The organism is Streptomyces kaniharaensis, assembly GCF_009569385.1.
GTDB lineage: Bacteria > Actinomycetota > Actinomycetes > Streptomycetales > Streptomycetaceae > Kitasatospora > Kitasatospora kaniharaensis.
In genome coordinates this window covers 3183256-3209305 of sequence record NZ_WBOF01000001.1, presented here as the reverse complement: position 1 = coordinate 3209305, position 26050 = coordinate 3183256, and the positions used below count along the sequence as shown (strand labels likewise).

The following is a 26050-nucleotide window of genomic DNA, read 5'->3' as shown; positions in this document are numbered from 1 at the left end:
GTGTCAGCCGAGGAAGGCGTCGTACGCGGGGGCGAGCAGGGTGGCGAGGTCGCGGCCGCGCACGGTGATGCCGGACGGGCCCAGGCGGCGCAGCGAGGGCTCGTCGGGCTCGCCGTCCTGCTGTGCCTCCGCGCGCAGAGTGAAGTCGCCGCGCCAGTACGAGGCGACGTTCACGGCAGGTGCGTCCACCGCAGGGGCGTCCATCGCAGGGGTGGTGTCGGGCTCGGTCATCCGTCCTCCTCCTCGGCCACCGCGTCGTCGCGGGTGAGCTCGACCAGTTCGCGCAGCGCGTCGGCGGGCAGGTCGGTGAGCCAGCGCTCGCCCTCCCCCACCACCGTGTCGGCCAACGAACGCTTGGCGGCGAGGAGTTCGTCGATCCGCTCCTCGACCGTACCGACGCAGACCAGCCGGCGGACCTGGACGTCCCGGCGCTGGCCGATCCGGAACGCACGGTCGCTGGCCTGCTCCTCGACCGCCGGGTTCCACCAGCGGTCGAGGTGGATCACCTGGTTGGCGGCGGTCAGGTTGAGTCCGGTGCCGCCGGCCCGCAGCGAGAGGATGAACACCCGTGGCCCGTCGGGGGACTGGAAGCGCTGGACGAGCTCCTCGCGGCGGGCCCGGGAGAGTCCGCCGTGCAGATACAGCACCTCCTCGCCGAGCCGCCGGGCCAGGTACGGGCGGAGCATCGCGCCGAACTCGGCGTACTGGGTGAAGACCAGCGTGCGGTCGCCCTCGGCGATCGCCTCCTCGAGGAGTTCGGCCAGCCGGGCGACCTTGCCCGAGCGCTCCCCCAACGCCGAACCGTCGTGCAGCAGTTGGGCCGGATGGTTGCACACCTGCTTGAGCTTGCCGATCGCGGCCAGCACGGTGCCGCGCCGCTCCACGCCCTTGATGCCCTCGACCCGCCGCAACAGGTCGGCCACCACCGCCTGGTAGAGGCCGGCCTGCTCGGCGGTGAGGTTGCACCAGACGGTCATCTCCTGCTTCGCCGGCAGCTCGGCCGCCACCGCCGGGTCGGTCTTGAGCCGGCGCAGCACGAACGGGGCGGTGCGGCGCCGGAGTTCGGCGGTGCGGTCCGGGCTGCGGTGCAGCTCGACCGGGATCGCGTAGCGCTCCTTGAAGCGCTCGGCCGGGCCGAGCAGCCCGGGGTTGGCGAAGTCCAGCACGGCGTGCAGCTCGGACAGCCGGTTCTCCACCGGGGTGCCGGTCAGGGCGATCCGGTGGACGGCCACGGGCAGGGCGCGGATCGCCCGGGCCTGCGCGGTGCCGGCGTTCTTGATGTGCTGCGCCTCGTCGGCGACGACCCGGCGCCAGCGGACCTCGCGCAGGGCGGCGAGGTCGCGCTGGACCACGCCGTAGGTGGTGATGACGAGGTCGGCGTCGCGGACGGCGGCGGCGAGTTCGTCCGGTCCGAGGCGGCCGGCGCCGTGGTGGACGTGGCGGCGCAGGCCCGGGGCGAAGCGCTCGGCCTCGCGCTGCCAGTTGCCGACCACGGACATCGGACAGACGACGAGGGTCGGGCCGGTCCTTTCCCCCTGCTCGGCGGCCAGCAGCGCGAGGGTCTGGACGGTCTTGCCGAGGCCCATGTCGTCGGCCAGGACGGCACCCAGGCCGAGCCTGGCCATGGTCCGCAGCCAGGCCAACCCCCGTTCCTGGTACGGGCGGAGGGTCGCACGGAAGTCCGGCGGGAGGTCGGGCACCGGGGCGGGGGCCGTTCGCCCGGCGAGCAGGTCACCGAGCGGTCCGTCGACCCGGACGCCGGTGACGGGCAGCCCGGCGACCGTGGCCTCCGGATCGAGTGCCATGCGCAGGAGCTGGGCCGCGGTGAGGGCGCCGTCGCGCCGGTGGTTCAGGAAGGAGAGCGCGGCGGCGATCTGCGCCGGGTCGGCCTCCAGCCAGGTGCCGCGCATCCGGACCAGCCCCTGTTTGGCGGCGGCCAGTTCGGCGAGTTCCTGCTCGTCGAGCGGGTCGCCGTCCGGGCCGAGCGCGGCCTGCCAGCGGAAGGCGACCACGGCGTCCCGGTCCACCTGGCTGGTGACCGCGAGCGAGCCGGGCGCGGGCGGGCCGGCGACGTGCAGGGCGAGCCCCAGCCGGGGCTTGCGGCGCCACCAGGCGGGCAGCAGCACGCCGAAGCCGCTCTCGGCGAGGGCGGGCGCGCCGGTGCGCAGGAAGTCCAGCGCCCCGGCCCGGTCGAGCGGGAGGACGGACGGGCGGGAGCGGTGGCGCAGCCCGTCCAGCTCGGGCCAGCGGTGGGCGGCGCGGGCGAGTTCGGCCGTCAGCACGCCGGCCGGGTCGTCGGCCTTGCGGGCGAGGACGGCGAGCGCGGCGCCGCCCTCGTGCAGGTCGGCGGCGCGGACCAGCAGGGAGGGCTCGTCGGCGGCCTGGAGCAGGAACTCCACCTGCCAGGCGTCGTCGGACGGGCGGCCCTCGGGGTCGTCCGGGTCCGGCCCGAGCGGCTCCAGCAGGCGGAAGCAGAGCCGCAGCGCGGGGTCGGTGGGCTCGGCGGCGGCGTACCAGGCGGAGAGCCGGCCGTGCAGGTCGGCGAGGTCGGCCGGATCCGCGGCGAAACGGCCGTCCGGAGCGGACAGTGCCGCCAGCCAGTGCTCGGCGGCGCCCGTCGGTGCGCCGGCGCCGCGCAGGAGCGGGGGCGCCGTGGCGAGGGCGGCCCGGGCTTCGACGTCCACCAGGGCGGTCAGCACGGCGTCCACCAGCGCCTCGCCGGTGACGCCGGTGGCGGGCCACTCCCCCAGCGCGACCGGCGGGCAGCCGGCCGCAAGGGCGGCGGCCTCCCGGCGGCCGGCGGGCGTGAGGTCCGGGCGCCAGCGGGCCTGCGGGGCGCCGTCCGTCAGGACGGGAGCCGGCAGCACCCGGCCGCCGCCGACCGTCCGCCAGGCGAGGTCGTGCACCCCGGTGAGCCAGCGCAGCGAGGGCCCGTGGACGACGTCGACGCGCCCGGTGCCGGGCAGATCCGTGCCGGTCACGGCCCAGTGCGGGTCGAAGACCTCGCCCAGCAGCTGGGCCGCCGCCCCCTCGTCGAAGAGCAGCGCGGGTACCCGCCAGGGCGCGAGCGCCGCCCCGCCGCGCACGGGGGTGACCGGGAGGTCGGGCGAGGGCGCGGGCAGGCCGCCGACGGTGGGCAGCAGCAGGGTGGCCCAGCGCTCGGGCGCCTGCCCGGCCAGCCAACCGAGGCCCGGGCCGATCCCGCCGAGCACGGCGGCCACGTCGGCGGCCGTGCAGGCGTAGGGGTGGGCGCGCGGGGACGGCCGGACGGGCGGCGCCTCGGCCGTCGCGGCGGGATAGCGGCGGGCGTCCTCGGCCCAGAGCGCCAGCCGGCCGTCCGCGCGCCAGAGCGCCTGCAGGACGAACATGGGCGGGCCTCTCGGGGTCGGCGGAACCGTCTTCGAAGACTAACGGCGGCCTCGGACAAATCAGTCGGACGCATGGTTGAAAGTTGAACGATGCGGGTCTATGGTGGAGACCAAGAAGTTGAAGCCTAAACAACTGGCTTCGAACCCGAGGAGGAGCCATGGGCCTGTTCAACCGCACCAAGACCGCCGCCGCCCCCGCCACCACGGCCGTCGCCACCGTCGTCGGGACCCCGGCCGGCCCGGACCTCGCCCACCTGACCGGCGACTGGGCGATCGACACCACGCACAGCGAGATCGGCTTCTCGGTCCGCCACGCGATGGTCACCAACGTCAAGGGCCGCTTCACCGACTACGACGGCAAGCTGCACCTGGACGGCAGCGCGCCCGGCAACTCCTCCGCCGAGCTGGTGATCAAGGTCGCCAGCATCGACACCAACCAGGCCCAGCGCGACGAGCACCTGCGCACCGGCGACTTCTTCGCCGCCGAGGCCTACCCGGAGATCCGCTTCCGCAGCATCTCGACCGAGCGGCTGCGCGGCGACTCCTTCCGGATGACCGGCGAGCTGACCATCAAGGACACCACCCGCCCGGTCGTCCTGGACCTCGACTACACCGGCAGCGCCACCGACGCCTACGGCGCCGAGCGGGTCGGCTTCGAGGGCTCGGCCGTCGTCGACCGCACCGACTTCGGCCTGACCTACAACGCGGCGCTGGAGACCGGCGGCGTGCTGATCGGCGAGAAGGTCAAGCTCAGCTTCGACATCTCCGCCGTCAAGGCGGCCTGACCCGGCCGTCCACGGCCGTCGTCCCGCCACCACCGGACCCGCACCGCCCCTGCCGACCCCCGAGCGGCAGGGGCGGTGCGCCGTTCCGGCAGAACAACGGGCGGACGCCCGGCATTTCCGCCGGGGAACCCTCTCCGATGCGGCATGTTCGCCGGGGCTCAGCCCGGCAGCAGGGCCGCGTCCGCCGCCGGCAGCCAGCTGCCCGGTGGGCGGCTCAACCAGCCCTCGGCCGCGCCGAGTTCCGCCGCCGCCGCGGCCAGCGCCGCCAGGCCCGGGTGCCGCATCCCGGGCCGGTGCACCAGGCTGACCAGGCTGAGCGGCACCGGCTCGACCAGTGGCACGTTCACCGCGCCCGGGATGTGCGGGCCGCCGACCGTGGTCAGCATCGGGTCGCGGTGCCGGGCGAGGTACCGGGCGGTCTCGTCCACGCCCACCGGCGGCACGTACGGCGCCGCCGCCGTCAGCCCGTGCTCGCGCAGCAGCCGGGCGCCGAGGTCGGCCCACTCGGTGGTGGCCGGGTTGCCCGCGCAGATGTCGACGGGGTGCCCGGCCAGGTCGGCGAGGCGCAGCGCCGGACGGCCGGCCAGCGGGTGGGTGTCCGCCATCATCACCGAGATCCGCTCCAGCCGGACCGGCCGCTGGGCGAGTTGGCCGCGCAGTTCGGCGGTCAGCCCGGCGAAACGGCCGAACGAGACGTCCAGCCGGTGGGCCAGCAGTTCGGCGGCGGCCGCGGCGAGGCCGCCGTGGAAGCGGGCCAGCAGTTCGCCCTCCGGCCGGGCGGCCCGGGCCCGGGCGAGCACCCGGTCGGCGGTCAGGTCGGGGCCGGTGACGTCGCTGTTGAGGTCGAGCAGCAGGGGCCGCTCGGCAGTGCCCGCGACGATCTCGTCGTGCAGCGCGAGGAGTTGGCGGGCCTGCGGCAGCAACCGCAGCCCGGCCGGGGTGAGTTCGACGCTGCGGGTGGTGCGGGTGAACAGGGCGTCGCCGAGCAGCCGCTCCAGCGTGCGGATGTCCCGGCTGAGCGCCTGCTGGGCCACGTGCAGTTGCCCGGCGGCCCGGCCGAAGTGCAGCGTCTCGGCCGTCGCGACGAAGCCGCGGAGCAGGCGGGGGTGCAGGTCACGGGACATGGCGACAGATTAACAACACCGTGTTGTGAGTGCGGCGGAACAGGTGTTGGACCGGCGCCGGTCGCCCGGGCGAGGCTGTACGCATCCCCCGACGACTCCTCAGGAGCCCGATGCCCTCGCGCGCCCTTTTCGCTTCCTACCGGCGGCTGTTCGCGGCCCCCGGCACCGCCGCCTTCACCCTCGCCGGGCTGCTCGGCCGGCTCGCGTTCTCGATGACCGGCGTCTCGCTGGTGGTGCTGATCGCCGAGCGGCGCGGCTCGTACGCGCTCGCGGGCACCGTCGCGGCGGCCGGGCTCGCCACCGGCGCGGTCGGGATGCCGCTGCTCGGGCGGCTGGTGGACCGGTACGGGCAGGCGCGGGTGGCCGTCCCGGCCACGCTGTACAACGCCGTACCGCTCCTCGGCCTGCTGCTCTGCGTCCGGCTCGGCGCACCCGACTGGGCGCTGTACGCCTGCTGGGCGGCCTGCGCGGCGGCACCCAACCTCGGCGGCATGGCGCGGGCCCGCTGGGCGCACCTGTACCGGGCCGACCCGGCCGCCCGGCACCTGGCCAACTCCTTCGAACAGGCGCTGGACGAGCTCTGCTTCATGGCCGGGCCGGTCCTCGGGATGCTGCTCTGCACGACGGTCGCCCCGGAGGCAGGACTGCTCACCGCCGGGACGCTCGGCACCACCGGCACCCTGCTGTTCGCCGCCCAACGACGGACCGAACCACCGCTGTCCCGGCCTTCTTCGACGCCCCACCACGGCTCGCCGATCCGCGTACCCGGGCTGCGGGTGCTGCTGCTGACCTTCATCGCCACCGGCGCGGTCTTCGGCTCGACGGAGATCACCACCGTCGCGTACGCCGACTCGCTCGGCCACAAGCCGGTCGCGGGCGGGCTGCTGGCGCTGGTCGCGGCCGGCTCCTGTGCGGCCGGGCTGCTGTTCGGACTGCTGGCGTCGCGCAAGACCCCCGGGGTCCGCTTCCTGCGCGGGGTCGCGGCGATGGCCGGGCTGCTGTTCCTGCCGCTCGCCGCCGGGCTGGGCGGTGCCGGGCTCGGCCTGCTCGGGGTGGCGCTGTTCGCGGCCGGCACGGGCACCGCGCCGACCATGGTGACCGGCATGACGCTCGTCCAGGAGCTGCTGCCGCAGCGGCAGTTGAACGAGGGCATGGCGGTGGCGGTGTCGGGCATCGTGGTCGGCATCTCGGCCGGCGCGGCGCTCGCCGGGACGGTCGCCGAACACACCGCGCCCGGCACCGGCTACGCGCTGCCCGCCGGGGCGGCCGCCCTCGCCCTGCTGATCGCCCTGGCCGGACGGCGGCACCTGATCGGTTCAGGTCCTGGGCCGCGGCCGGCGGAGAATTCCGAACGGGTTGTCAGTGCGGCGCGCTAGCGTTCGGACATGTCGACCATCACGTACGTCCGAGGCGACGCCACCGCGCCCCAGGCCAAGGGCGTCAAGGTGATCGCGCACGTCTGCAACGACCTCGGCGGCTGGGGCAAGGGCTTCGTCGTCGCGATATCGAAGCGCTGGCCCGAGCCGGAGGCGGCGTTCCGGCGCTGGCACCGGGAGCGGGCGCGGAACGACTTCGGGCTGGGCGCCCTGCAGCTGGTGCAGGTCGAGCCGTACGTCTGGGTGGCCAACCTGGTCGGCCAGCGCGGCATCCGGACGGGCCGCTCCACGGGTGTGCCGGTGCGGTACGAGGCCATGGACGCCGCGCTGGCCGCCCTGGGCGAGCGGGCGCGGGAGCTCGGCGCCTCCGTCCACATGCCGCGGATCGGCTGCGGCCTGGCCGGCGGGCGCTGGGAGCTCGTCGAACCACTGGTGACGGCACGGCTGGTGGAGCGGGGGGTGCCGGTGACGGTCTACGACTACGACTGAGCCGCGGGCCACGTGTACACGTACTCGGGCAGCAGGTGGCCGCCCGGGAAGACACCCTCCTGCGCCGCCGTCCGCCGGCCGCCCTCGCGCTCGTAGAAGGCGACGGCACGGGTGTTGTCGCGCAGCACCTCCAGGTACAGCGCCGCACCCGGATGACGCTCCGCGACGTGCGCGCGGGCCTCGGCCAGCAGGGCGCGGCCGATGCCGCCGCCGGTGCGGCCGGGCCGGACGTGCAGGTTGTCGAGCAGCACCCGGCCGTCCGGCTGCGGGACGAGGTAGGCGAACCCGACCGCCTCACCGGCCCGTTCGGCGATCAGCAGTTCCGGCGTGTCGACCGGCTCCCCGTAGTCGGCGGTCAGCCGCAGCGCCCACAGTTCGCGTCGCTCGGCGGCCAGCCCGTCGCCGATCGCCTCGGCGGGGACGATGCCGCGGTAGGCGGTCCGCCAGCTGAGGGCGTGGAGGTCGGCGACGGTCTCGGCATCGTGCGCCCCGCCGCGCCGAATGGCGGTCTCATCGGATCCGATCATGTGACGAGCCTCCCACACCCGCCGCATTGAACATGTTCAATCGCGCCCGCTACAGTGCGAGCATGCTTTTGAACGCGTTCGAAATGAACGGGGGCGGAGCGGCGGCACCGGATGCGGAGGGGGCATCCGGTGCCGTACGCACCGACACCGGTTGGAGCCTGCTCTCCGGCTAGGCTCATTCCCGTGGCAGACCTCGAAGCGACCAACGGAACGGACGGCACGAGCGGTACGGCCGAAACGGCAGCCGCCACCCCCGAGGCGGAGGGCGGAGCGGCCGTGGCCGTACCGCCCGTCGAGCCACGGGGCAGTCGCGCCCAGCCGAAGACGGACAAGAGCGAGGCCACCCGGGCGCTGATCCTGGAGACGGCGATGCGCCTGTTCCAGGAGCGCGGCTACGAGAAGACCACGATGCGTGCCATCGCCACCGAGGCGGGAGTTTCGGTCGGCAATGCCTACTACTACTTCTCGGCGAAGGAATTCTTGATCCAAGGATTCTATGACCGGATGACGTACGACCACGCGGCGGACGCCAGGAATCGCATGGCCGGTACGCGGGACTTCGCCGAGCGCCTGCAGATCGCGCTGACCTCCTGGCTCGACACTGCTGCTCCGTACCACGAGTTCGCGGCGCAGTTCTTCCGGACGGCCGCCGATCCGAACAGCTCGCTGAGCCCGTTCTCCAACGAGTCCCACCCGGCGCGGGCGACCGAGGTCGAGCTGTTCCGCGACGTCCTGCAAGGCTCCGAGCTGGCGCCCAAGCTGGACGCCGAGCTGGTGGAACTGCTGCCCGACGTCCTGTGGCTGAACCTCATGGTCGTGGTGCTCTACTGGGTGTTCGACCGCACACCGGACACCGAGCGGACGCGGGAATTCGTCCGGCGGTCGACTCCCATGGCCGCCCGGGTCATCAACCTCTCCCGTTATCGGGTCTTCCGGCCGATCGTCCGCGACGCCAAGGGCCTCATTCAGGATTTCATCCTGCCCACCATCGGCAAGACCGCCACGAAATAGCGTCCAGGTCGTTTGCGAACGCCGAGAGCCGGCCCGCGGACGTGCGGGCCGGCTCTCGGGCGCAGGACGAGCGAGTCCTCAGAAGTTGTCCGGGTTCCAGGCCAGCAGCGGCGTCCGCAGCAGGAGGTCCGCCGCCGCGGCCGCGCCCGGGCGCAGCTCGGTGACCAGGCCGGCCGCGGCCAGCCGGGGAAGGGTCTCGCCGCCGAGGTAGAGCGTGCCCAACTCGGAGGCTCCCAGGGCGAGGTCGGCCGCGTCCTCGGTCGGGGTGCATCGGCCCGTGCCGTCGGCCGCGACCTCGATCGCCCAGCGACCGGCCGCGAAGCCGAGCCGGTCCTCGACGTCCAGCACCACGCGCCCGGGTGCGCCGTACGTCCGGGCGTTGAACGCGGCCTCGACGTCGAGTACGCGAAGCCAGGTGAAGTCGGCGTTGTCCTCGTACGGCGTCGCGGCGCGCGGGTCCTGGAGCAGGAGCGGCAGCGGATCGTCCGGGCCGATGTTCTCGGCGACGACCTTGCGCACCCAGTCGACGGAGAAGACGAAGCGCCACAGCTCGGCGGCCGTCGCCCGGTCGAGGGCGAAGAAGTCGACCACGGTCAGGGTGCAGTTCGGATAGCTGCCGTCCCAGGTGTCGTCGACGCGGTAGGCCACCAGGCCGGTGGCGGCGCCCTGGGCGTCCCGGTGGACGGCGACGAACGGCTCCTTGAACTCGAAGCCCGGGACGTTGACTTCGCCGGTGTTGCGCTTCCACCACACGTCGTCGCGGGCCAGCGCGCCGGGCTGGGTGAGCCGCCAGCGGTCGTGGAGCTCGGGCCCGATCTTGCGGGCCTCCTCCATGGTGACGAAGTCGATCCGCCCGCCGGGCACGGTGGGCACGCCGTCGCGCAGGCCGCGGCTGCGCTGCAGGTCGACGTCCCAGCCGTGGCCGCGGGTGGCCGGGCCGAAGCCGTACCGGCCGTAGATGTTGTACTCGGCGGCGATCAGGACGGCGACCGCCGAGCCGCGCGCACGGGCCGCGGTGAGGTCCCGCCGCATCATGGCGCTGAGCAGCCCTCGCCGGCGGTGGGTGGCGCTCACCGTGACGCCGGTGACCGCGTCGGCCTGGACGGTGGCCCCGCCCGGGACCGTCAGCTCGACGTCGAAGCTGCGGAAGGTCGCGATGCAGCGGCCCTCGTCGAAGGCGCCGAGCATCCGCCCGGGCTCCCACTGGAGGCGGCGGTACTCGGCCGCGCTCTCGACGTGCGAGCGGAGGAAACCGAGAGCGAGCGCCCGGTCCCACGCCGCGACCTCGTCCTCGGCGACCGCGCGGATCTGGATTCCGTTGACAGTCTCGACGGCGTCACCGTCGAAGGAGTTGCCCATTGGGCCACGGTACGACCGCCCGCCCGATGGCGGCACCTCATTTATCCGTGCCCGACCCGGCGTGCTCTCCGGGCTCCACCACCCAGTGGTGGCAGTGCAGTACGCGGTCCGCGAAGTCCACCTCCCGCTCGCCGAGCAGCCGGAAACCGAGCGCCCGGCAGATGCCGTTGGACGGTCCGTTGGTGACCGCGGGGAACGCGTGCACCGAGCCCCAACGGCCGTCCCGCGCGGCCTGGTCCAGCAGCTGCCGGACGGCCGCCTTGGCGAGGCCGCGCCCCTGGTACTCGGGCAGCACCATCCAGCCGATCTCGCTGATCGCGGCGCCGCCGTCCTCGTTGGACCCGCGGGACTCTCGGGACTCTCGGGACTCGTGGGACTCATGGGACCAGAGCGCTATCCCGCCGGCCACGGCCTCCCCCGGCCCGGCCCCGTCCGGAACGACGATCATCCTGATCCAGGAGCGGTCCTCGGCCGCCTCCCGGACCTCGTTCCGCAACCGCTCGACGACCCGCTCCTTTGGCAGCGGCCCGCCCAACTCGGCCATCATCACCGGGTCGCACCGCATCCGGACGTACGCCTCGGCGTCGCTCTCCTCGACGTCCCGCAGCCGCATCGCGCCTCCCCACCAACAGTCGGAACGGTCACGCTAGCGGTGGGCACCGACGGATCGCCAGAGCCCGCTGGTGCGGCCGGCCGCGCCCTGGAATCCTCGTCCCGGTTCAGACACGCACGATCTCTTCAGGGGGAACCATGGACGACGACTACCTCCGCCACCTTCACGCGGTGAAGGCCTACGAAAGGCGGAGCAATCTGGCGAAGCTGCTGGGGACGCTGACGGTCGTCGGCTGGATCTGGGCGATCTGGCTGGCGTTCTACCCGGCCGACGCCTACGACGGCAGGGTCGACTGCGGCTCCCCGGTGTTCTCCGGAGCACGGGGGGACCGGTACGACTCGGCGACCTGCGACTCCCGCGCGGCCGAGCGGATCCGCGGGGCGGTCGGCGTCTCCGTCCTGACCGTCCCGCTCTCCGCCGCCTGGATCTGGGGCGGCGTCCTGCTCCGCACCCGGCGGGAGGAGTTGCAGTCCCACGGCTGACCGCACCGGATGGTCCTCACCGGTTCGCCGCGTCCGGCACCCTCTACGGGCGGGCGTAGAAGTTGGGCGTGCCCATGATCCAGAGGCTGGCCTGCTTGACCGGCATGCCGGTGCGCGGGGCCTCGATCATCTGGTCGTCGCCGATGTAGAGGCCGACGTGGTGGATGTCGGCGGCCCGGCCGGTGGCGGTCCAGAAGACCAGGTCGCCGGGGCGGAGGTCGCGGTAGGTGATCGGGGTGCTCTGGGCGTACTGGTCGGCGGCGAAGTGGTTGAGCCGCTTACCGCCCTCCCGCCAGGCCATCATGGTCAGCCCGGAGCAGTCGTAGCCGCCCGGGCCATCGCCGCCCCAGACGTACGGCAGGCCGATCTTGGACCGGGCGAAGGCGACGGCCGCAGCCGCGCCCTCGGCCGACCACGGACGGGCGGGCGGCGCCGCCGGACCGGACTTGGCGGCAGCGGCAGCGGCGGCTTCGGCCGCGGCCCGGGCGGCGGCCTCGGCCTCGCGCGCGGCGATCGCCTCCAGGGCCTCGCGGCGCTGCCGTTCCAGCTCGACGGTGGTGTCCCGGGCGGCGGCCAGGTCGGCCAGCAACTGCTCGCGGCGTTGCCCGATGGCGGCCACCTCCGTCTGCTGCGCCGCCAGCCTGGCCTCCGCCCGGCTCCTGGCCGCGCCCACCTCGGCGGCGGCCTTCCCCGCGGCCTCGGCGGCGGCCCGGGCGGCGGCGGAGGCACGGCTCGCGGCGGCCGCCGTGGAGGTGGCGGCGTCGAGGATCCGCCGGGCGCGATCGCTGGCGACGCCGACCGCAGCAGCTCGGTCGGCGGCCTCGCGCGGGCCGCGTGCGCCGAGCAGGGCGTTGAGCGCGGACAGTTCGGCGCCGGCGCCCTGCCGGTAGGTCTCGCCGGCGAGTAGGGCGGCGTCCTCGGTCGCGGCGGCGCGGTCGGCCTCGGCCTCGGCGGCCCGCCCGCCGGCGGCGGTCTCCTCGGTACGGGCCCGGGCGAGAGCGAGCTGCGCTCCGTTGTAGGCCTCGACGGCCTGTTCGGCGCTCCGGCCGGCCCGGTCCAGCTCCGCCTGGGCGGCGGTCAGCCCGGCCTCGATGCCGGCCACCGACGCGGCCTTGCGGTCGGCCTCGGCGCGGGCCCGGTCGACGTCCTCCGCGGAGGGGTACGGGTCGGCTCCGGCGGCCGGTTCGGGATCCGCCCGGGCGGCCTGGGCGGCGGGGAACAGCCCCAGCTGGGCGGTGAGGAGGAGCAGGAGGGTCGTCAGGAACCTGCGCGTCACGAGACATCCCTTCTCACGGAACGGGGTCGGACGAGTCACGCGTCGGACAGAGCAGCGGACGGGCGGTTCGGCAAGGCACCCCATCGCGCCACAAAACAGCCATTCGTCGCATATGGTCTCAAGCCGGGCGCTCTTCACACGCCGAACGCGCACAGCCGGACGGGTGATCATCAGATGATCCGATCAGGCCTCAAGTCCGGCCGGGCGCACGAGGCGCACCAGGCGCACCAGGCACACGAAGGCGAACCAACTACCGGATGATCCGGCGGGTGTGCGTCCGCACGTGCGGGTGCCGTTCGGGCCGGGGCTCCAGCCCGAGCGGCCGGACCGCGTACGTGCGGTTGCGCCCGGCCCGGACCGTCCGGCGGCGCTGCTGCGCCCGGCGCCCGCGGCCGTGCCCCGTCCCGGGCACCCCGTCGACGGAGACCTCGTGCGCCGCCGCCGGACCGTGCGCTGCGCCCGCGGCGGCCCCGGCGACAGCCGTCCGGGCGGCAGCAGCCGACCGCCGGTCCGCGAGCCGCGCGGAGCGCCGGGCCAGCGCCCGGGCCTCATGGGCGTCCAGGTGGGCGGTGGCCCGGGCGGCCATCCGCTCGGCCACCCGGTGGGCGGCGGGGTGGTTGGCCGACACCTTGTCGGGCGCGCCGGCGATCAGGTCGAAGAACCAGGTCCGCGCCCGGTCCGCCCGCCGGTGCAGCAGGCGCTCACGCCGGAGCGCACGCGCCCGGCGGCGGGGGCGCGTGGCGTACAGCCAGCGGGCCCACGGGCTCGTCGGCCGGGCCAGCCGGATCGCGCCGATCCAGGAGAGGCCGGGGACCATGATGCCGAGCAGGCCGGTCCACACCTTGCCCTTGAGCAGGGTGATCACCGAGGCCAGCGCGTTGACGGAGATCACGCTGACCAGCCCCCACCGGGTCTCCTCCCCGGGCACCACGCCGAGCGGCACGTACCCAACCAGCAGCAGGGCGGTGAACAGGATCCCGAAGATCACCGCGTCCACCGACTTGCGGCCCTGCTCGCTCCAGTACACGTCGTCCAGGTGCAGGATCAGCGCGAACTCGTCCAGCACCAGGCCGCAGCCCATGCCGAAGATCAGCCCGAACCAGTCGATCCACGGGTGCCCGCCGTAGGTGGCGAACACCCCGATGCCGCCGACCAGCAGGAAGCCCAGGCCGAACACCATGTGGTGGATGTGCAGGCCGCCGGGGGTGACGTTGCCGGGCCACCAGCGCACCTGGGCCCGGATCATCCGCACGCTGAACCGGATGAAGACGAAGGAGGTGATGAACCCGACCAGCAGCAGGAGCAGCGGTTGTTTGTGCGCGGCGACGATGTGCTCGCGGTAGCCGTCCAGCAGTGTGGTCATGGGTCTTACCTTCGTTCCTGGTCCTGCGTCCTGCCCGCCGTGACGTGGCCCGGAGGCCGACACCGGTCCGACGCGGTCAGAAGCCCCGGGTGCGCTTGGCGGCCCGGCGCGGCTCGGCCGGGTACAGGGAGGGACGCTCGGCACCGACGGGAAGCTTCAGGAACAGCCGGGCGACCTCGCCACCGAGGTTCACACCGATGGCCAGCGCCATCGCGATCGCCGCCGCCCGGGTGATCGACACCAGGCCGGCGCTGGAGTGCCCCTGGGCGAAGGCGAGCATCCCCAGGTAGAGCGCCGAACCGGGCATCAGCGGGCCGATCGCGGCGGTCACGTACGGCAGCGCGGAGCCGTTGCGGTAACGCGCCATCAGCTGGCCGAAGAGTCCGACCAGGCCGGCCGCCACCCCGGTCGCGACGATCGGGGAGATGCCCGCGTTGTGGACCAGCGCGCCGTAGCTGGACCAGCCGATGCCGCTGTTCACCGTGACGAGGGCGAGGGTGCGGCGGTCGGTCTGCAGCAGCATCGCGAACGCGAGGGTCAGCACCAGCGCGGCGACCATCTGGACCGGCGGATAGCTGCTCCCCACCAGGCTCTCGTCCGGCCGGAGCCTCGCCTCGAAGCCGACCCCCAGGTAGAGGATCAGCATCACGCCGATCACGATGCCCGCGACCAGGTAGATCACTTCCAGCAGGCGCGCGGCGGCCGTGATGTAGAAGCCGGTCAGGCCGTCCTGGACGGCGGCGACCAGTGCCCGCCCGGGCAACAGCGCGAACAGCCCACCGGTGATCACGACCGAGCCGCGCAGGCCCCAGTCGTTGAACGAGAGGATGATCCCGGAGGCGGCGGCCGGCATCGCGGCCGCGACGAACTGGTAGAACTCCGGCAGCCGGCGCCGGGCGAGCACGGAGGCCAGCCGGTCGCCGAGCACGGCCGCGATGAACGCGCTCGCGAAGACCAGCAGCGCCTTGTCGTCGATCCGCCCGCCGACCAGGAAGGTCGCCGCGCCGGCCAGCAGTCCGGTGTTCAGGGCGAGCAGCCAGGCCGGGTACGGGTGCCGGTTGCGGCGGATCACGGCGAGCCGGCGGTAGGCGTCGTTGACCGTGACCTTCTCCGCGGTGATGTCCGCGACAAGCTCGTAGACCGCGTTGAGGCGGGTGTAGTCGGAGGTGCGGCGGCGCACCACCCGGTCCGCGGTGATCGGCGGCTCGACCAGCGACGGCTGGTGCGAGATGCCGATCAGGGTGAAGGTCACCTGCGGCTCGCAGCGGTCCAGCCGGTAGGCGTGCGCGATGCCGAGCATCGCCGCCTCGACGTCCTCGGCGGCCTCGCCGCTGGCCAGCAGCAGCTCGCCGATGCGCAGGGTCAGGTCGAGGATGCGGGGGACGTTCCGGCCCGCCGAGGGGTGCATCTCGCGGGCGGTCCGCTCGAAGGCGGGGCGCTCGAACATCGGGGTGCGCAGCAGCGTGCGCATCCGGTCCGGCCAGGGCGCCTCGCCGGGCGCGCCGGGCGTCAGCTCGGGGACCGGGATGCCGGCCGGCGGGGTGTAGCCGGCGGCCCGCCACTCCTCGGGGGTGAGGGTGTCCTCGGCGACCGAGCGGCGGCGGTTCGGGCGTCGGCCTTCGGCGGCCGCCTCGGACGACGACTGCGGCAGCTCCAGGGACGGCGCCGGCTGCGGCTCGGGCGCGGGCGCGGGCCCGGGGACCAGCAGGCCCTTGGTCTCGGGGGCGGGCGGGTCGACCGGGCCGCCGCGCGAGATGGTGACGGTGGGCTCGGCGGCGGGGGCCGGGGCGGGGTGGCCGAGCAGGCCCTCGGTGGGCGGCGCCTCGGCGGGGTGCGCCGGCCGCACCGGTGGCGTCTGCCGCACCTGGCCGGCTGCCCGGTCTCCGTTCGCCCGCTCGCCTCCGCCCGGTCGGCCCTGCTTCGGCACTTCCGCTCCTTGCCACCCCTGGTGGCCGCGGGCCACCGTTCGATCTCGGGTTACACCTTGCCTGATCGAATGGCCGAACGCACATGTACGTCGCGTCCTCCGGCCGGGCGGCGGGCGCCTACCCGGCGTGGCAGAGTCGGCGCCCCCTCCCCCGGGCGGGGCGAGGGGGCGAGCCCGTCAGAGGCCGTAGCGCTCGACGATCGCCTCGTGCGGCGCGGTGTCCACGCCCGCCGCCTCTGCCAGAGCGGGCCAGGCCAGCGGGTGCGGCCAGGAGGCGGTGAGCCGGTGCAGCAGCGCGTCGGCCTCGGCCGCCGAGGCCGTCGGCGGCACGCCGACCGCGGCGTAGATGCCGGGCAGCATGCCGTCCTCCTCCCCCGGGTCGGTGATGCTGTACCGCTCCCCGCTGTACGCCCACACCGCGTAGCCGGACTCCCGCAGGCCCTCCCGCAGGGCGGTCCACGCCTCGTCGCCGGGCCAGCCGCCGTCGATCCAGTACGTGGTGTACCCGGCCGGGTCGAGCAGCGTCAGCATCTCGAACACCGGCCGCCACCGCTCCCGCTCCGCCTCGGGGGCGTCGTCGGCGGGCGGCGGCTCCAGCAGCGCCGGGGCGAAGACGACGACGTCGCCGTGGTTGAGCGTCAGGTCGTCGCCGAGCACCGGCAGGAGTCGGGCGGTGGCCGGGCCGGTGCGCAGGGCGGGCAGGTCGGCGGTCGCGCCGTCGGTCCGGGTGGCGCGGACGGTGACCGGCTGCCACTCCTCGTCCACCGGCCCGTCGGGCTCGTCGAACTCGACGCCGAGCAGCGCGCCGGTGGAGCGGACCACGGCCCAGTCCCGGTTGACGGTGGCCGCGGTGACCAGGTGCCAGAGGTCGGGCTGCTGGACCGTACGGTGGCGCTCCTCCTCGGGGGTGCCCTCGGCAGGAAGGGCGTGCTCCAGGATCTCCTGGTACAGCCGCTGCGCGGTCGCGTGGTCGCCCAGCTCGGTGGCGGCGCCGGCGGCCAGCCGGCGGGGGTTGATCCGGTCCGGGTGGTCGGCCAGGATCGCCGCGCAGTGCTCCACCACCTCGGCCCATCGGCTCTCGGCGGCGGCCCAGCGGGCCCGCACCCAGTGCCCGTCGGCCGGGCTCGTCACGGCCAGCCGGCCGGCGAGGCGGCGCACGCCGTCTCCGTCCCCGGCGTCGATCAGCAGCGCGCCGAGCAGGCCGGCCAGCACCTCGCTGCCCGGGTCGGCGTCCAGCCGCTGCCACAGCAGGTCGGCGGCGGCACGGGGGTGGCCGAGACGGCCGAGCGCGGCGGCCAGGTCGACCGCCAGGGCGGTGGCGCCGGCCTGCTCACCCCGGTACCGGTCCAGGGCGACGGAGAGCAGGTCGGCGCCGGTCTCGTGGGGCACCTTCTGCTCGGCGAGGTGCGCCGTCAGTTCGCTCGGCGGAACGGGCAGTTCGGGCACGGGCAGCGCCTCGGCGGCGGCCCGCAGCGCGGCGATCTCCGTGGCCACGCCGTCCGTGCGGCGCAGCTGGGCGAGTTTACGCTCACCCGTCGCGGCGAGGGTGAGCGCGACCGTCCGGGCGCCGCGGTCGAGGGCGAGCCGACCCGCTGCCAGCAGCAGGTCGACGCACGGGCGGTGGGCGCCGGTGCCGTCGAGGTAGCCGACCCAGCCGGCCAGGACGGCGCCCAGCTCTGCGTCGTTCTCCCAGGCTCCGGCCGCGACCAGCCGCTCGACCGTCTCGGTCCAGTTCGACCGCAGGTCGGCGTGGCGCTCGGCGGCCTCCCGGGCGGGCAGCAGCGCGAGCGCCTCGTCCGTGCAGCCGAGTGCGGCGAGGGCGCGGGCCCGCAGCAGGCCGCCCCAGAGCCGGTCGTTCTCGCCGAACTCGCGCCCGGCGGAGCGCGCGGCCCGCTCGGCGGTGTCGAGCAGCGCGAGGACCTCGTCGTACCGGCCGAGCCGGTGCAGCGTGCCGGCCCGGGAGTGGTGGAACTCCAGCGAGAGCCGTTCGCCGGCCGCCTGCATCCGGGCGGCGGCCTTGTCGAGGTAGGCGAGCGCCTCCTCGGCCCGGCCGTCGTCCTCCAGCGCGTCGGAGTACTCGCGGGAGAGGCAGTCGAAGCAGGACCGGGCGGGCTCGATCCGCTCCAGCGTCTCGCCGAGCACCGCGAGCCGCTCCGGCACGTAGCCGGGGCCGTCGACCCGGGCGTGGCAGATCGCGAAGTCCTGCACGACGCAGACGGACTGCGGGCAGCCCGCGGTCTCCTCGCGGTGGGCGAACTCCAGCAGGTCGACCGCCTCGGGCAGGGCCTGCTCGCCCTGGTGGCGCTTGTTCAGCAGGTTCTGCATCCGCCAGTGCCGCAGGTAGACCTCGACCCAGGGCAGGCCGAGCGCGCGGGCGGCGGCCAGTGCCTCCGGGAAGGCCGCGTCGAGCTGGTCGTTTCGGCCCTCGTTGGCGTGGCCGGGGAGCTCGTAGACGGCGTCGGCCAGCCGCTGGTGGCCGGCCTCGGCCAGCTGCTGGTGGGTGTCGTGCACCCAGGCCCAGATGTCGGTCGTCATGCCCTGTCCCCCTGCGTCGTGCTGATGGAGAGTCTGCCGCCTGCCACTGACAATCCGTCCGGGCCCGCCGTCACGGCCCCTCCGAGAGGGCGCCGGGGGTGTCCGGGACGTCCGGCAGGCCGGCCGGGACGGCGGCGGTGAGCGCGGAGACGGCGGTGCCGATGCCGGAGAGCGCGGCGGTCAGGTCCCCGCCGGACGAACCCGCGGCGCCGGCCGCCGCCATGATCACCTTGAGCGAGCGGAGCAGCCCGGCCGCGGTGGCGCTGCCGGTGTGCCCGCCGCGGTAGGCGGTGAGCAGGTCCTGGACGGCCGGGCAGGCCAGGTTGAGGTAGAGCCGGGCCCGGACCTCGCCGTCGGTGCGGGCGGTGAAGGCCCGGGCCAGCCGCAGCGCCGCGGACGGGATCCGGGCGTCGGCCCGGTCGTCCTCGATCCGTGCCTTCAGCTCGGCCTCCCGGTCGGGCACCAGGACCAGCGGCAGGCCGGGCGGGTCGAACCGGGCCGGGACGAGCTGCTCGCCCGGGTCGGCGAGGGCGCCGGCCAGCCAGGCGGTCTCCCCGGCGGGCAGCGGGCGCTCCGGGTCGCGGAACAGCGCGCGGTCGCCGTGCTCGCTGCCCAGTTCGACCACCCGGCAGCCGCGCAGCTGGGCGTAGCGGCGCAGGAACGGCAGGACGGCGTACCGGTCGCCACGCGCGATCGGCACCCGCATGGCCCGGTACAGCATCTCCTCCAAGCCGCCGCCGCTGCCGAGGGCGACGTGCACCGCTCCCCCTCCGGCCGCCCGCAGGGCGCCCGCGGTCAGGTCCCCCTGGGAGGTGGGCACCGGGACGTCGTCGGCGAGCAGGGTGAACAGCCGGTCGTCGCAGAGCGCGGCGCCCAGCAGGTCCTGGCCGTGCCGGGTGAGGATGCGGCGCCAGGCGGCGGGCCGCAGCCGGGCGGTCTCGTACAGGCCGTCGACGATGGCGTCGGTGAGGGCCCGCTGGAGCGCACGGTAGTGCTCGTCGCGCTGGAGGTCCTCGCGGCTGGCGGTGGGGGTGAGCCGGTTCGACTCGACGACGCCGCCGATGAACCCGGCCCAGCCGGGCAGCAGGTCGCGGGCGTCCTCGGCGAGCAGCATGCCGCGCAGGTAGACGGCGAGGTCGCGGTTGTCGCTGGTGCCGTAGGTGCCGCCGTCCTGGACCCAGAGCAGGCCGATCGCGTCGGTGCCGCCCTCGACCGGGTGGACCGGGAAGGCGGTCAGCGGCTCGAAGCGGCGGCCGAAGGCGGCGGCGAAGCGCATCCGGGCGGCGTGCGGGTCGCCGTCTGAGGGGCGACGCGTGGCGTCTCGTTCGACGGACGACTGCCGCCAGGGCACCTCGACGGCGTTGACGGGCTCGTCGTCGTCGCCGACGAAGACCGGGATCGGCAGCAGCACGCAGTACCGGCCGAGCACCTCGCGCAGCGCGTCCTCGTCGGCGAGGTGGGCGTGTTCGGCCTTGAGCGTCAGCTCGACGACCGTCCCCGGTTGCGGCCGCGCGGGCACCGGGTCGACCCGGTACTGCTGGCCGCCGCGGCTGCGGTAGCGGTGGCCGAGCCCCGGTTCGCGGTGCGAGGTGGTGGTGACGACGACCTCGTCGGCGACCGAGAAGGCGGAGAGGAAGCCGAGCCCGAAGGCGCCGATCAGCTCCTGGTTGCCGGTGAGTTCGCGCAGCATCCGGGTGTAGCCGGTGCCGACGGTGGCGAGGTAGGCGTGGATCTCCGGCTCGGTGAGGCCGGCCCCGGTGTCCTCGATGCCGACGGTCCGCCGGGTGGCGTCGCCGCGCACCCGGATCAGCGGGCGGTGGTCTCCGTCGGGGTCCTCCAGCAGCCGGCGGGTGTGCGAGTCGTGGGCGTTCTGGACGAGTTCGCGCAGGGCGACCAGCGGGGTGGAGTAGAGGTGGGTGGCGAGGACGTTCACCAGGCCGCCGAGATCGACCTCGGTCGTACGCAGATCCTCGGCGGGGGCGCTCTCGGGCGGGAGACCTTCAGACATGGGAACCCAGTGTGCCAGTGCGACTATCCGGCGACCATTTCTTTCTCTCCGCGGAGATTTCGGTCAACTCGACGTTGACAGCGCGGGGTTGTGGAATTCATTCGCCTTCCTCCTCAACACCGGCCCGGGGCGGGCACCCGGCCCGGCCGTGGGTCAGGACACCCCGAGGACGGCCCGGCCGAGGCGCAGGAGGCAGTCGCCGAGGTCCGGGCGGGCGCTGTGCGGGCGGTTCCGGACCCCGTCGTTGACCAGGGCGAACAGGGCGTGGACGCGGATCCGGGCCTCCACCGCGTCGCACTCCGGGCGGACCAGGCGCAGCAGCCCGACCCAGGTCCGCAGGAAGTCCCGGCGGAAGTCCACCGCGACCCGTCGGTCGGACGGGGCCAGCCGCTCCGTCTCGCTGAGCATCGCGCCCAGGTAGTCGCCGTTGCGCCGGGCGAAGCCGACGTACGCCGCCAGGCCGGCCTCCAGCGCGGCCGCCGGGCCGTCCGCCGCCGAGATCGCGCCGTCCACCTCGTGCCACAGGCGCTCGCGGCTGCGGACCAGCGAGGCGGCGAGCAGCTGCGCCTTGCTGTCGAAGTGCCGGTACACGCTGGGGCCGGTGATGCCGACGGCGGCGCCGAGCTGGTCGGTGCTGACGTTGTCGAAGCCGCGCTCGTGGAACAGCCGGACGGCCGCCACGAGCAGCTCCTCGCGGCGCGCCTGCGGGCGGGGGCCAGGGGTGACGGGCATCTCTCCCCCGGCCTCCCCCAGTCCGTCGGCGGGCAGGGAGCACAGGTCGGTGCCGTCGAGGGAGACCGCGAGGACGGCCGCGACCAGCTCGCGCAGCACCGCCTCGGCGCGGCGGGGCTGCGGCGCGGCCGACTGGTAGGAGAGCCCGGCACACGCCGAGAGCGCCGACCAGCAGAGCAACTCGGCGTCCCGGTCCGGCAGTTCCGGCCGCTCGGCCCGCAGGACGGCGGCCATCAGGGCCGTGTCCGCGCGCAGTTCGCGGCGCAGGGATGCCCGGCGGGCCGGCGCCAGCAGCCGGGCGTCGCGCTGCACCAGCGTGCCGAGCGGGCGGTGTCCGACGGCGACGGCGGCCAGGGCCGCGGCCAGCGCGTCGGTGGAGTCGGCCGTGCGGAGCCCGTCGGCCAGCGCGTCCAGGCCGAGGCGGACGGCGCGGTCGAGGAGTTCGGGCTTGCCGCGGAAGTGCCGGTAGAGGGCGGGCGCGGTGATGCCGACACCGGCGGCGACCTCGGTCATCGAGACCTGGTGGTAGCCGCTGCGGTGGAAGCGGTCGGCCGCCACGGCGAGGATCTGGGCGCGCCGCCCGGGCGGACGTCGGACCACCATGCCATGACCCTCCCGGTTCGTGCCGCCACGCCGAGCGGATTCACCGGGCGGGCGAATCCACCGGGCGAAGGCTAGCAAGGATTCACTTGTCCCGGGCCACGGCTGGCGATCACGGGCTCCGCCGGCCGCGCCGACCCTGGACAGCCGAAGCTACCCGGGATTAACTTGTGGGGCCATCACCTGGCAGGATCACCGTCGGTACCACCGAAGGGAGCGCCGCCGTGCGCCGCACCGTGTTCACCGAGGACCACGAGGCCTTCCGGGAGACCATCCGGGACTTCATCGCGCGCGAGGTCGTCCCGGTCTACGAGAGCTGGGAGGCCGACGGCCACCCCCCGCGCGACTTCTACCGGCAGCTCGGCGCGCTCGGCGTCTACGGCATCGAGGTGCCCGAGGAGTACGGCGGCGCGGGCGAGAGCGGCTTCAAGTACCAGGCGGTGATCGCCGAGGAGACGGCCCGGGCGGGCGTCAGCTTCGGCTCGTCCGGGGTGCACACCGGGCTGGTCCTGCCCTACCTGCTGGAGTACGCCACCGAGGAGCAGAAGCGGCGCTGGCTGCCCGGCTTCGTCTCGGGCGACATCATGACCGCGATCGCGATGACCGAGCCGGGCGCCGGCTCCGACCTCGCGGGCATCACCACCACCGCGCGGCTCTCCGAGGACGGCACCCACTACGTCCTGAACGGCGCCAAGACCTTCATCACCGGCGGCGTGCTGGCCGACCTCGTCCTGGTGGTCTGCCGCACCTCCCCGTCCGACCCGGAGAACCGCCGGGCCGGGCTGTCCATCCTCTGCGTGGACACCACGTCCGAGGGCTACAGCGTCGGCCGCAAGCTGCAGAAGATCGGCCTGCGCACCTCGGACACCGCCGAGCTGGCGTTCAGCGACGTCAAGGTGCCGGTGGAGAACCTGCTCGGCGAGGAGGGCAGGGCGTTCTCCTACCTGACCCACAACCTGGTGCAGGAGCGGCTGGCGATCGCGGTCGGCGCCTACGCGGCGGCCGCGGCGGCGGTGCGGTTCGCGATCCAGTACGTCAAGGACCGCAAGGTGTTCGGCAAGGCCGTCGCCGAGTTCCAGAACACCAAGTTCACCCTGGCGGACTGCGAGGCTCAGGTGGTGGCCCAGCAGTCGATGGTGGACCGCGCGCTGGAGCTCTACCAGAGCGGTGAGCTGACCGTCGCCGACGCGGCCGCGACGAAGCTGTTCTGCACCGAGTCGGCCTCCACCGTCATCGACAAGTGCCTTCAGCTGCACGGCGGTTACGGCTACATCCTGGAGTACCCGATCGCCCGGCTCTACACCGACAACCGGGTCTTCCGGATCTACGGAGGCACCAGCGAGGTCATGCGCAGCATCGTCGCCAAGTCGCTCGGCCTGTAGGCGGGTTCACAGCTGCGGCGGGCCGTACCCCCATGGCGGCCCGCCGTTCACCCGCCCGGCAGACCGGGCCGGGCGGGTGAACGTACCGGACGTCAGTTCGGCGAACTGTGCTCGGCACGCCAGGCATCCAAGCCCGCGGTGGACGCCACCTTCGCCTGGTGCATCGCACGGTGGGCCAGCACGGTGGGCGGGGTGTCCAGGCTGCGCACCCAGCTGCGGCCGGCCGTGGCCAGCGCCGCGCACACCATCGTCGCGCCGGCCGCGCCGAGCAGCGCACCGATGCCGGTGAGCACCGCGCCGCCGGTCAGCAGCGGACGGTTGACCTGGAACCCGGTGAGGAAACTCTCGTTTGTCGCCATGCCTCCACGATGCGGGCACTCGGCGGGGCCCGCATCCCGAGCGGCTCCGGGTGCGCGAGCCGACCGCGTCCGCGAACCTGGGCGCTAGGCCCGGTCAGGAGGACGCGCGATGCCCGATCTCGAACAGCTCGCGGTGGAGCACGCCGCCAAGGCCGCCGAGAGCCCGCACGGCCGCAGCGCCCACCTGGTCCTGCACGACGGCGTACTGCGGCAGACCGTGATCGCCCTGACCGGCGGCACCTCGTTGGACGAGCACACCCCGCCGACCGCCGGCAGCGTCCAGGTGCTGCGCGGCCGGGTCGCGCTGACGGTGGCCGGGCGGCATCAGGAGCTGTCGGCGGGCCAGCTGGCACCCGTCCCGCAGGAGCGGCACGGGCTGCTGGCCCACGTCGACTCGGTGGTGCTGCTGACGGTCGTCACCGCGTAGCGGGCCTGCTCAGCGAGGGTTGAGCACGCTTGCGCTGACCAGCCGCAGTCCGCGCAGGAAGTCCTGCCCGCTGGGCGCCAGGTCGGGCGCAGCCAGCCACTGCGCCGCGTACCCGGCGAGCAGCGTTTGGTAGAAGGCGCCGCGGGTGATCTCCTCCTCGGTGTCCGGCACCTCGGGCAGGCCCTGGAACAGCGCGGCGAGGCCGAGCCGGCCGTCCTTCTGCGTCTCCGCGAAGGCCCGGGCCAGGTCCGGCGCGTGCCCGGTCTGTGCGAGCGCCTCGAACTGGGCCGCCCAGAGCCCGCGGTGCTCGACGAAGACGCCGATCAGGCCGTCCCAGACGGCGGCGAAGCGCTCCTCCGGGTCCTCCGACACCTGGTTCGCCGCGTGAACCACCGCTCCGAGGGCCATGCCCATCTCGCCGATCGCCTCGATCATCGCCGCGTTGAGCAGCGCGTCCTTCGAGCCGAAGTGATAACCGATCGCGGCCAGACTGACGCCGGAGGTGGTCGCGATGTCGCGGGCGGTGGTGCGCCCATAGCCCTTCTCGTACAGGCAGCGCTTGGCGCCGGCCATCAGGTCTTCGCGGTTTCCCATGGCTTGATCCTACGGAAGTGCGGCATGGATTGCACGGATGTCTTGCACGATCGATTTACACAAGCGTACTAGACATATGTCTGACACGTCCGTACTGTCTTCCCCATGACCGCAACCACCGGCCGCGCAGGCCGCCGCGAATGGATCGGCCTGGCCGTCCTCCTCCTGCCGACACTCGTCCTCGCCATGGACATGGGCGTGCTCTTCTTCGCCGTCCCCTACATCTCCACCACGCTCGCCCCCACCGGCACCCAGCAGCTGTGGATCATGGACATGTACTCGTTCCTGCTGGCCGGCCTGCTCATCACCATGGGCGCGCTCGGCGACCGGATCGGCCGCCGCCGGCTGCTGATGATCGGCGCGGCCGGCTTCATCGGGGCCTCGCTGCTGGCCGCCTGGGCCGACAGCGCCGGCCAGCTGATCGCCGCCCGCGCCCTGCTCGGCACCGCCGGGGCCACCGTGATGCCCTCGACGCTCGCGCTGATCCGCAACATGTTCCACGACGCCCGGCAGCGGCAGATCGCCCTCGGTGCCTGGGGCGGCATGCTCACCGCCGGGGCCACCCTCGGCCCGGTCGCCGGCGGCCTGCTGCTCGACCACTACTGGTGGGGCTCCGCCTTCCTGCTCGCCGTCCCCGTGATGGCCCTGGTGCTGCTCACCGCACCCGTACTGCTCCCCGAGTACCGCTCCGCCGCCTCCAACGGTCGGTTCGACCTGCTCGGCGCCGCGCTCTCGATGGCCGCGATCCTGCCGCTCGTCTACGGCGTCAAGACCCTCTCGGTGGAGGGCTGGAGCCTGCTGCCCGCGCTCGCCGTCCCCGCCGGGCTGCTGCTCGCCGCCGCGTTCGTGTGGCGCCAGCGCACCGCCGCCGACCCCCTGCTCGACCTGAGCCTGTTCCGGATCCGCACCTTCAGCGGGGCGATCAGCGTCAACACGATCGCGATGTTCGCGATGATGGGCTTCACCCTCTTCACCTCGCAGTACCTGCAGCTGGTCAAGGGCATGAGCCCGCTCACCGCCTCGCTCTGGTCGCTGGTGCCGAGCGTCGGCGTCGGCGCGGCGGTCGGGATCGGCTCGGCGCTCGCCGGGAAGGTCCGCCCGGCGGTGCTGATGGGCAGCGGGTTCCTGGTCGGCGCGGCGGGCTTCGCGATGATGACGCTGGTCGGCGCGCACTCCCCGCTGGCGCTCATCCTGGTCGCGGCGGGCGTGCTGGCCGCCGGCACCGTCGGCACCATGACCATGACCGCCGAGATGGTCGTCTCCGCCGCCCCCGTCGAGCGGGCCGGCGCCGCCTCCGCCACCTCCGAGACCGCGGTCGAGCTCGGCAGCTCGCTCGGCATCGCGCTGCTCGGCGCGGCCGGCGCCGCGATCTACCGCCACCGACTGGACGGCGCCCTCCCGGCGGGCGTGGACGGCGAGGCCGCCCGCACCGCCCAGGACACCCTCGGCGGCGCGGCCACCGTCGCCGCCCACCTCCCCGGCCGGCTCGGCGCCGACCTGCTGGAGGCCGCCCGGACGGCCTTCACCGACGGCCTGCACGTCGCCGCGCTGGTCGGCCTGGTCCTCGCCCTCGGCGCCTCCGTCCTGGCCTACCGCCTGATGCGCCACCTCCCGGCCGCCGCCCCGACCGCCGATCCGGAGCCCGCCACCGCCTGACCCCGGCCCCTGCGGCCCGATCCACGCGAGTCATCGAGAGCCCCTGCCCACCGTCGG

General features: G+C 74.4%; 22 protein-coding genes. 8 read left to right on the top strand and 14 right to left on the bottom strand.

Translation table 11 applies throughout. The annotated features are described in order from the left end of the window. Positions 1–3: 3 nt before the first annotated feature. A complete protein-coding gene (locus F7Q99_RS14705; protein WP_153461790.1) occupies positions 4–231 on the bottom strand; it encodes a hypothetical protein in 228 nt (75 codons plus the stop codon). Continuing rightward, positions 228–3368: a DEAD/DEAH box helicase gene (locus tag F7Q99_RS14700; RefSeq protein WP_153461788.1), complete on the bottom strand. Its 3141-nt coding sequence runs from the start codon at positions 3366–3368 to the stop codon at positions 228–230. The genes F7Q99_RS14705 and F7Q99_RS14700 overlap by 4 nt, the downstream gene beginning before the upstream one ends. A 158-nt stretch (positions 3369–3526) precedes the next feature. On the opposite strand from F7Q99_RS14700, the gene F7Q99_RS14695 reads away from it, so the two are divergent. Continuing rightward, positions 3527–4153, top strand: a complete 627-nt coding sequence (locus F7Q99_RS14695; protein ID WP_153461786.1) for a YceI family protein — start codon at positions 3527–3529, stop codon at positions 4151–4153. A gap of 158 nt (positions 4154–4311) precedes the next feature. Here the strand turns inward: F7Q99_RS14695 and F7Q99_RS14690 are convergent, their stop codons facing one another. Continuing rightward, on the bottom strand, positions 4312–5277 hold the full coding sequence (locus F7Q99_RS14690; RefSeq protein ID WP_153461784.1) for a LysR family transcriptional regulator: 966 nt from the start codon (positions 5275–5277) through the stop codon (positions 4312–4314). Between the two features lie 110 nt (positions 5278–5387). Between F7Q99_RS14690 and F7Q99_RS14685 the strand changes: the two genes are divergently transcribed. Together F7Q99_RS14685 and F7Q99_RS14680 are read left to right on the top strand one after the other, a co-directional pair. Further along, positions 5388–6653, top strand: a complete 1266-nt coding sequence (locus F7Q99_RS14685; protein WP_153461782.1) for an MFS transporter — start codon at positions 5388–5390, stop codon at positions 6651–6653. 9 nt (positions 6654–6662) lie between these two features. Next, positions 6663–7142: a macro domain-containing protein gene (locus F7Q99_RS14680; RefSeq protein ID WP_153461780.1), complete on the top strand. Its 480-nt coding sequence runs from the start codon at positions 6663–6665 to the stop codon at positions 7140–7142. Here the strand turns inward: F7Q99_RS14680 and F7Q99_RS14675 are convergent. Further along, positions 7133–7669 (bottom strand): GNAT family N-acetyltransferase, encoded by a 537-nt coding sequence (locus F7Q99_RS14675; RefSeq protein ID WP_153461778.1) that lies wholly within the window; start codon positions 7667–7669, stop codon positions 7133–7135. The genes F7Q99_RS14680 and F7Q99_RS14675 overlap by 10 nt on opposite strands. A 183-nt stretch (positions 7670–7852) precedes the next feature. Here F7Q99_RS14675 and F7Q99_RS14670 point away from each other — a divergent pair, with 183 nt between their 5' ends. Beyond that, on the top strand, positions 7853–8680 hold the full coding sequence (locus tag F7Q99_RS14670; protein ID WP_326846666.1) for a TetR/AcrR family transcriptional regulator: 828 nt from the start codon (positions 7853–7855) through the stop codon (positions 8678–8680). A gap of 78 nt (positions 8681–8758) precedes the next feature. On the opposite strand, the gene F7Q99_RS14665 is transcribed toward F7Q99_RS14670, so the two are convergent. Beyond that, positions 8759–10039 (bottom strand): GNAT family N-acetyltransferase, encoded by a 1281-nt coding sequence (locus tag F7Q99_RS14665; protein WP_153461776.1) that lies wholly within the window; start codon positions 10037–10039, stop codon positions 8759–8761. 37 nt (positions 10040–10076) lie between these two features. Next, positions 10077–10652: a GNAT family N-acetyltransferase gene (locus F7Q99_RS14660; RefSeq protein WP_153461774.1), complete on the bottom strand. Its 576-nt coding sequence runs from the start codon at positions 10650–10652 to the stop codon at positions 10077–10079. A 137-nt stretch (positions 10653–10789) separates the two neighbouring features. Between F7Q99_RS14660 and F7Q99_RS14655 the strand changes: the two genes are divergently transcribed. Then, entirely contained in the window at positions 10790–11134 is a 345-nt protein-coding gene (locus F7Q99_RS14655; RefSeq protein ID WP_153461772.1) for a hypothetical protein, read from the top strand. Positions 11135–11177: 43 nt separating this feature from the next. Here the strand turns inward: F7Q99_RS14655 and F7Q99_RS42570 are convergent, their stop codons facing one another. The 6 genes from F7Q99_RS42570 to F7Q99_RS14625 form a co-directional block, all read right to left on the bottom strand. Further along, positions 11178–12410: a C40 family peptidase gene (locus F7Q99_RS42570; protein ID WP_153461770.1), complete on the bottom strand. Its 1233-nt coding sequence runs from the start codon at positions 12408–12410 to the stop codon at positions 11178–11180. A 250-nt stretch (positions 12411–12660) separates the two neighbouring features. Continuing rightward, the gene (locus F7Q99_RS14645; protein ID WP_195911067.1) at positions 12661–13773 is read right to left on the bottom strand and encodes a hypothetical protein; all 1113 of its coding nucleotides are present in this window, start codon (positions 13771–13773) and stop codon (positions 12661–12663) included. Between the two features lie 76 nt (positions 13774–13849). Further along, entirely contained in the window at positions 13850–15700 is a 1851-nt protein-coding gene (locus F7Q99_RS14640) for a threonine/serine exporter family protein (protein WP_326846665.1), read from the bottom strand. Between the two features lie 177 nt (positions 15701–15877). Then, the gene (locus tag F7Q99_RS14635; RefSeq protein ID WP_153461768.1) at positions 15878–18235 is read right to left on the bottom strand and encodes a tetratricopeptide repeat protein; all 2358 of its coding nucleotides are present in this window, start codon (positions 18233–18235) and stop codon (positions 15878–15880) included. A 70-nt stretch (positions 18236–18305) separates the two neighbouring features. Continuing rightward, positions 18306–20243 (bottom strand): ATP-binding protein, encoded by a 1938-nt coding sequence (locus tag F7Q99_RS14630; protein WP_153461765.1) that lies wholly within the window; start codon positions 20241–20243, stop codon positions 18306–18308. A 153-nt stretch (positions 20244–20396) separates the two neighbouring features. Then, positions 20397–21578, bottom strand: coding sequence for a TetR/AcrR family transcriptional regulator (locus F7Q99_RS14625; protein ID WP_153461763.1), 1182 nt, complete (start codon positions 21576–21578; stop codon positions 20397–20399). Between the two features lie 221 nt (positions 21579–21799). Here F7Q99_RS14625 and F7Q99_RS14620 point away from each other — a divergent pair, with 221 nt between their 5' ends. Beyond that, positions 21800–22957, top strand: coding sequence for an acyl-CoA dehydrogenase family protein (locus F7Q99_RS14620; RefSeq protein ID WP_326846664.1), 1158 nt, complete (start codon positions 21800–21802; stop codon positions 22955–22957). Between the two features lie 92 nt (positions 22958–23049). On the opposite strand, the gene F7Q99_RS14615 is transcribed toward F7Q99_RS14620, so the two are convergent. Beyond that, positions 23050–23316 carry a hypothetical protein gene (locus tag F7Q99_RS14615; protein WP_153461761.1) on the bottom strand — a complete coding sequence of 89 codons (267 nt, stop codon included), beginning with the start codon at positions 23314–23316 and terminating at the stop codon, positions 23050–23052. A 109-nt stretch (positions 23317–23425) separates the two neighbouring features. Between F7Q99_RS14615 and F7Q99_RS14610 the strand changes: the two genes are divergently transcribed. Beyond that, a complete protein-coding gene (locus F7Q99_RS14610) occupies positions 23426–23743 on the top strand; it encodes a cupin domain-containing protein (protein ID WP_153461759.1) in 318 nt (105 codons plus the stop codon). Between the two features lie 9 nt (positions 23744–23752). Here F7Q99_RS14610 and F7Q99_RS14605 read toward each other — a convergent pair whose 3' ends face one another. Then, positions 23753–24337, bottom strand: a complete 585-nt coding sequence (locus F7Q99_RS14605) for a TetR/AcrR family transcriptional regulator (RefSeq protein ID WP_153461756.1) — start codon at positions 24335–24337, stop codon at positions 23753–23755. Between the two features lie 105 nt (positions 24338–24442). Between F7Q99_RS14605 and F7Q99_RS14600 the strand changes: the two genes are divergently transcribed. Then, a complete protein-coding gene (locus F7Q99_RS14600; protein WP_153461754.1) occupies positions 24443–25993 on the top strand; it encodes an MFS transporter in 1551 nt (516 codons plus the stop codon). The last annotated feature ends 57 nt before the right edge of the window (positions 25994–26050 follow it).

What these genes read in the sequence shown, in the direction of transcription:
- F7Q99_RS14680 (WP_153461780.1), top strand. Translation starts at nt 6,663, where the DNA reads ATGTCGACCATCACGTACGTCCGAGGCGACGCCACCGCGCCCCAGGCC.
- F7Q99_RS14615 (WP_153461761.1), bottom strand. Translation starts at nt 23,316, where the DNA reads ATGGCGACAAACGAGAGTTTCCTCACCGGGTTCCAGGTCAACCGTCCG.
- F7Q99_RS14700 (WP_153461788.1), bottom strand. Translation starts at nt 3,368, where the DNA reads ATGTTCGTCCTGCAGGCGCTCTGGCGCGCGGACGGCCGGCTGGCGCTC.
- F7Q99_RS14625 (WP_153461763.1), bottom strand. Translation starts at nt 21,578, where the DNA reads ATGGTGGTCCGACGTCCGCCCGGGCGGCGCGCCCAGATCCTCGCCGTG.
- F7Q99_RS14690 (WP_153461784.1), bottom strand. Translation starts at nt 5,277, where the DNA reads ATGTCCCGTGACCTGCACCCCCGCCTGCTCCGCGGCTTCGTCGCGACG.
- F7Q99_RS14665 (WP_153461776.1), bottom strand. Translation starts at nt 10,039, where the DNA reads ATGGGCAACTCCTTCGACGGTGACGCCGTCGAGACTGTCAACGGAATC.
- F7Q99_RS14645 (WP_195911067.1), bottom strand. Translation starts at nt 13,773, where the DNA reads ATGACCACACTGCTGGACGGCTACCGCGAGCACATCGTCGCCGCGCAC.
- F7Q99_RS14675 (WP_153461778.1), bottom strand. Translation starts at nt 7,669, where the DNA reads ATGATCGGATCCGATGAGACCGCCATTCGGCGCGGCGGGGCGCACGAT.
- F7Q99_RS14610 (WP_153461759.1), top strand. Translation starts at nt 23,426, where the DNA reads ATGCCCGATCTCGAACAGCTCGCGGTGGAGCACGCCGCCAAGGCCGCC.
- F7Q99_RS14630 (WP_153461765.1), bottom strand. Translation starts at nt 20,243, where the DNA reads ATGTCTGAAGGTCTCCCGCCCGAGAGCGCCCCCGCCGAGGATCTGCGT.
- F7Q99_RS14635 (WP_153461768.1), bottom strand. Translation starts at nt 18,235, where the DNA reads ATGACGACCGACATCTGGGCCTGGGTGCACGACACCCACCAGCAGCTG.
- F7Q99_RS14695 (WP_153461786.1), top strand. Translation starts at nt 3,527, where the DNA reads ATGGGCCTGTTCAACCGCACCAAGACCGCCGCCGCCCCCGCCACCACG.
- F7Q99_RS14685 (WP_153461782.1), top strand. Translation starts at nt 5,388, where the DNA reads ATGCCCTCGCGCGCCCTTTTCGCTTCCTACCGGCGGCTGTTCGCGGCC.
- F7Q99_RS14605 (WP_153461756.1), bottom strand. Translation starts at nt 24,337, where the DNA reads ATGGGAAACCGCGAAGACCTGATGGCCGGCGCCAAGCGCTGCCTGTAC.
- F7Q99_RS14655 (WP_153461772.1), top strand. Translation starts at nt 10,790, where the DNA reads ATGGACGACGACTACCTCCGCCACCTTCACGCGGTGAAGGCCTACGAA.
- F7Q99_RS14660 (WP_153461774.1), bottom strand. Translation starts at nt 10,652, where the DNA reads ATGCGGCTGCGGGACGTCGAGGAGAGCGACGCCGAGGCGTACGTCCGG.
- F7Q99_RS14705 (WP_153461790.1), bottom strand. Translation starts at nt 231, where the DNA reads ATGACCGAGCCCGACACCACCCCTGCGATGGACGCCCCTGCGGTGGAC.
- F7Q99_RS14600 (WP_153461754.1), top strand. Translation starts at nt 24,443, where the DNA reads ATGACCGCAACCACCGGCCGCGCAGGCCGCCGCGAATGGATCGGCCTG.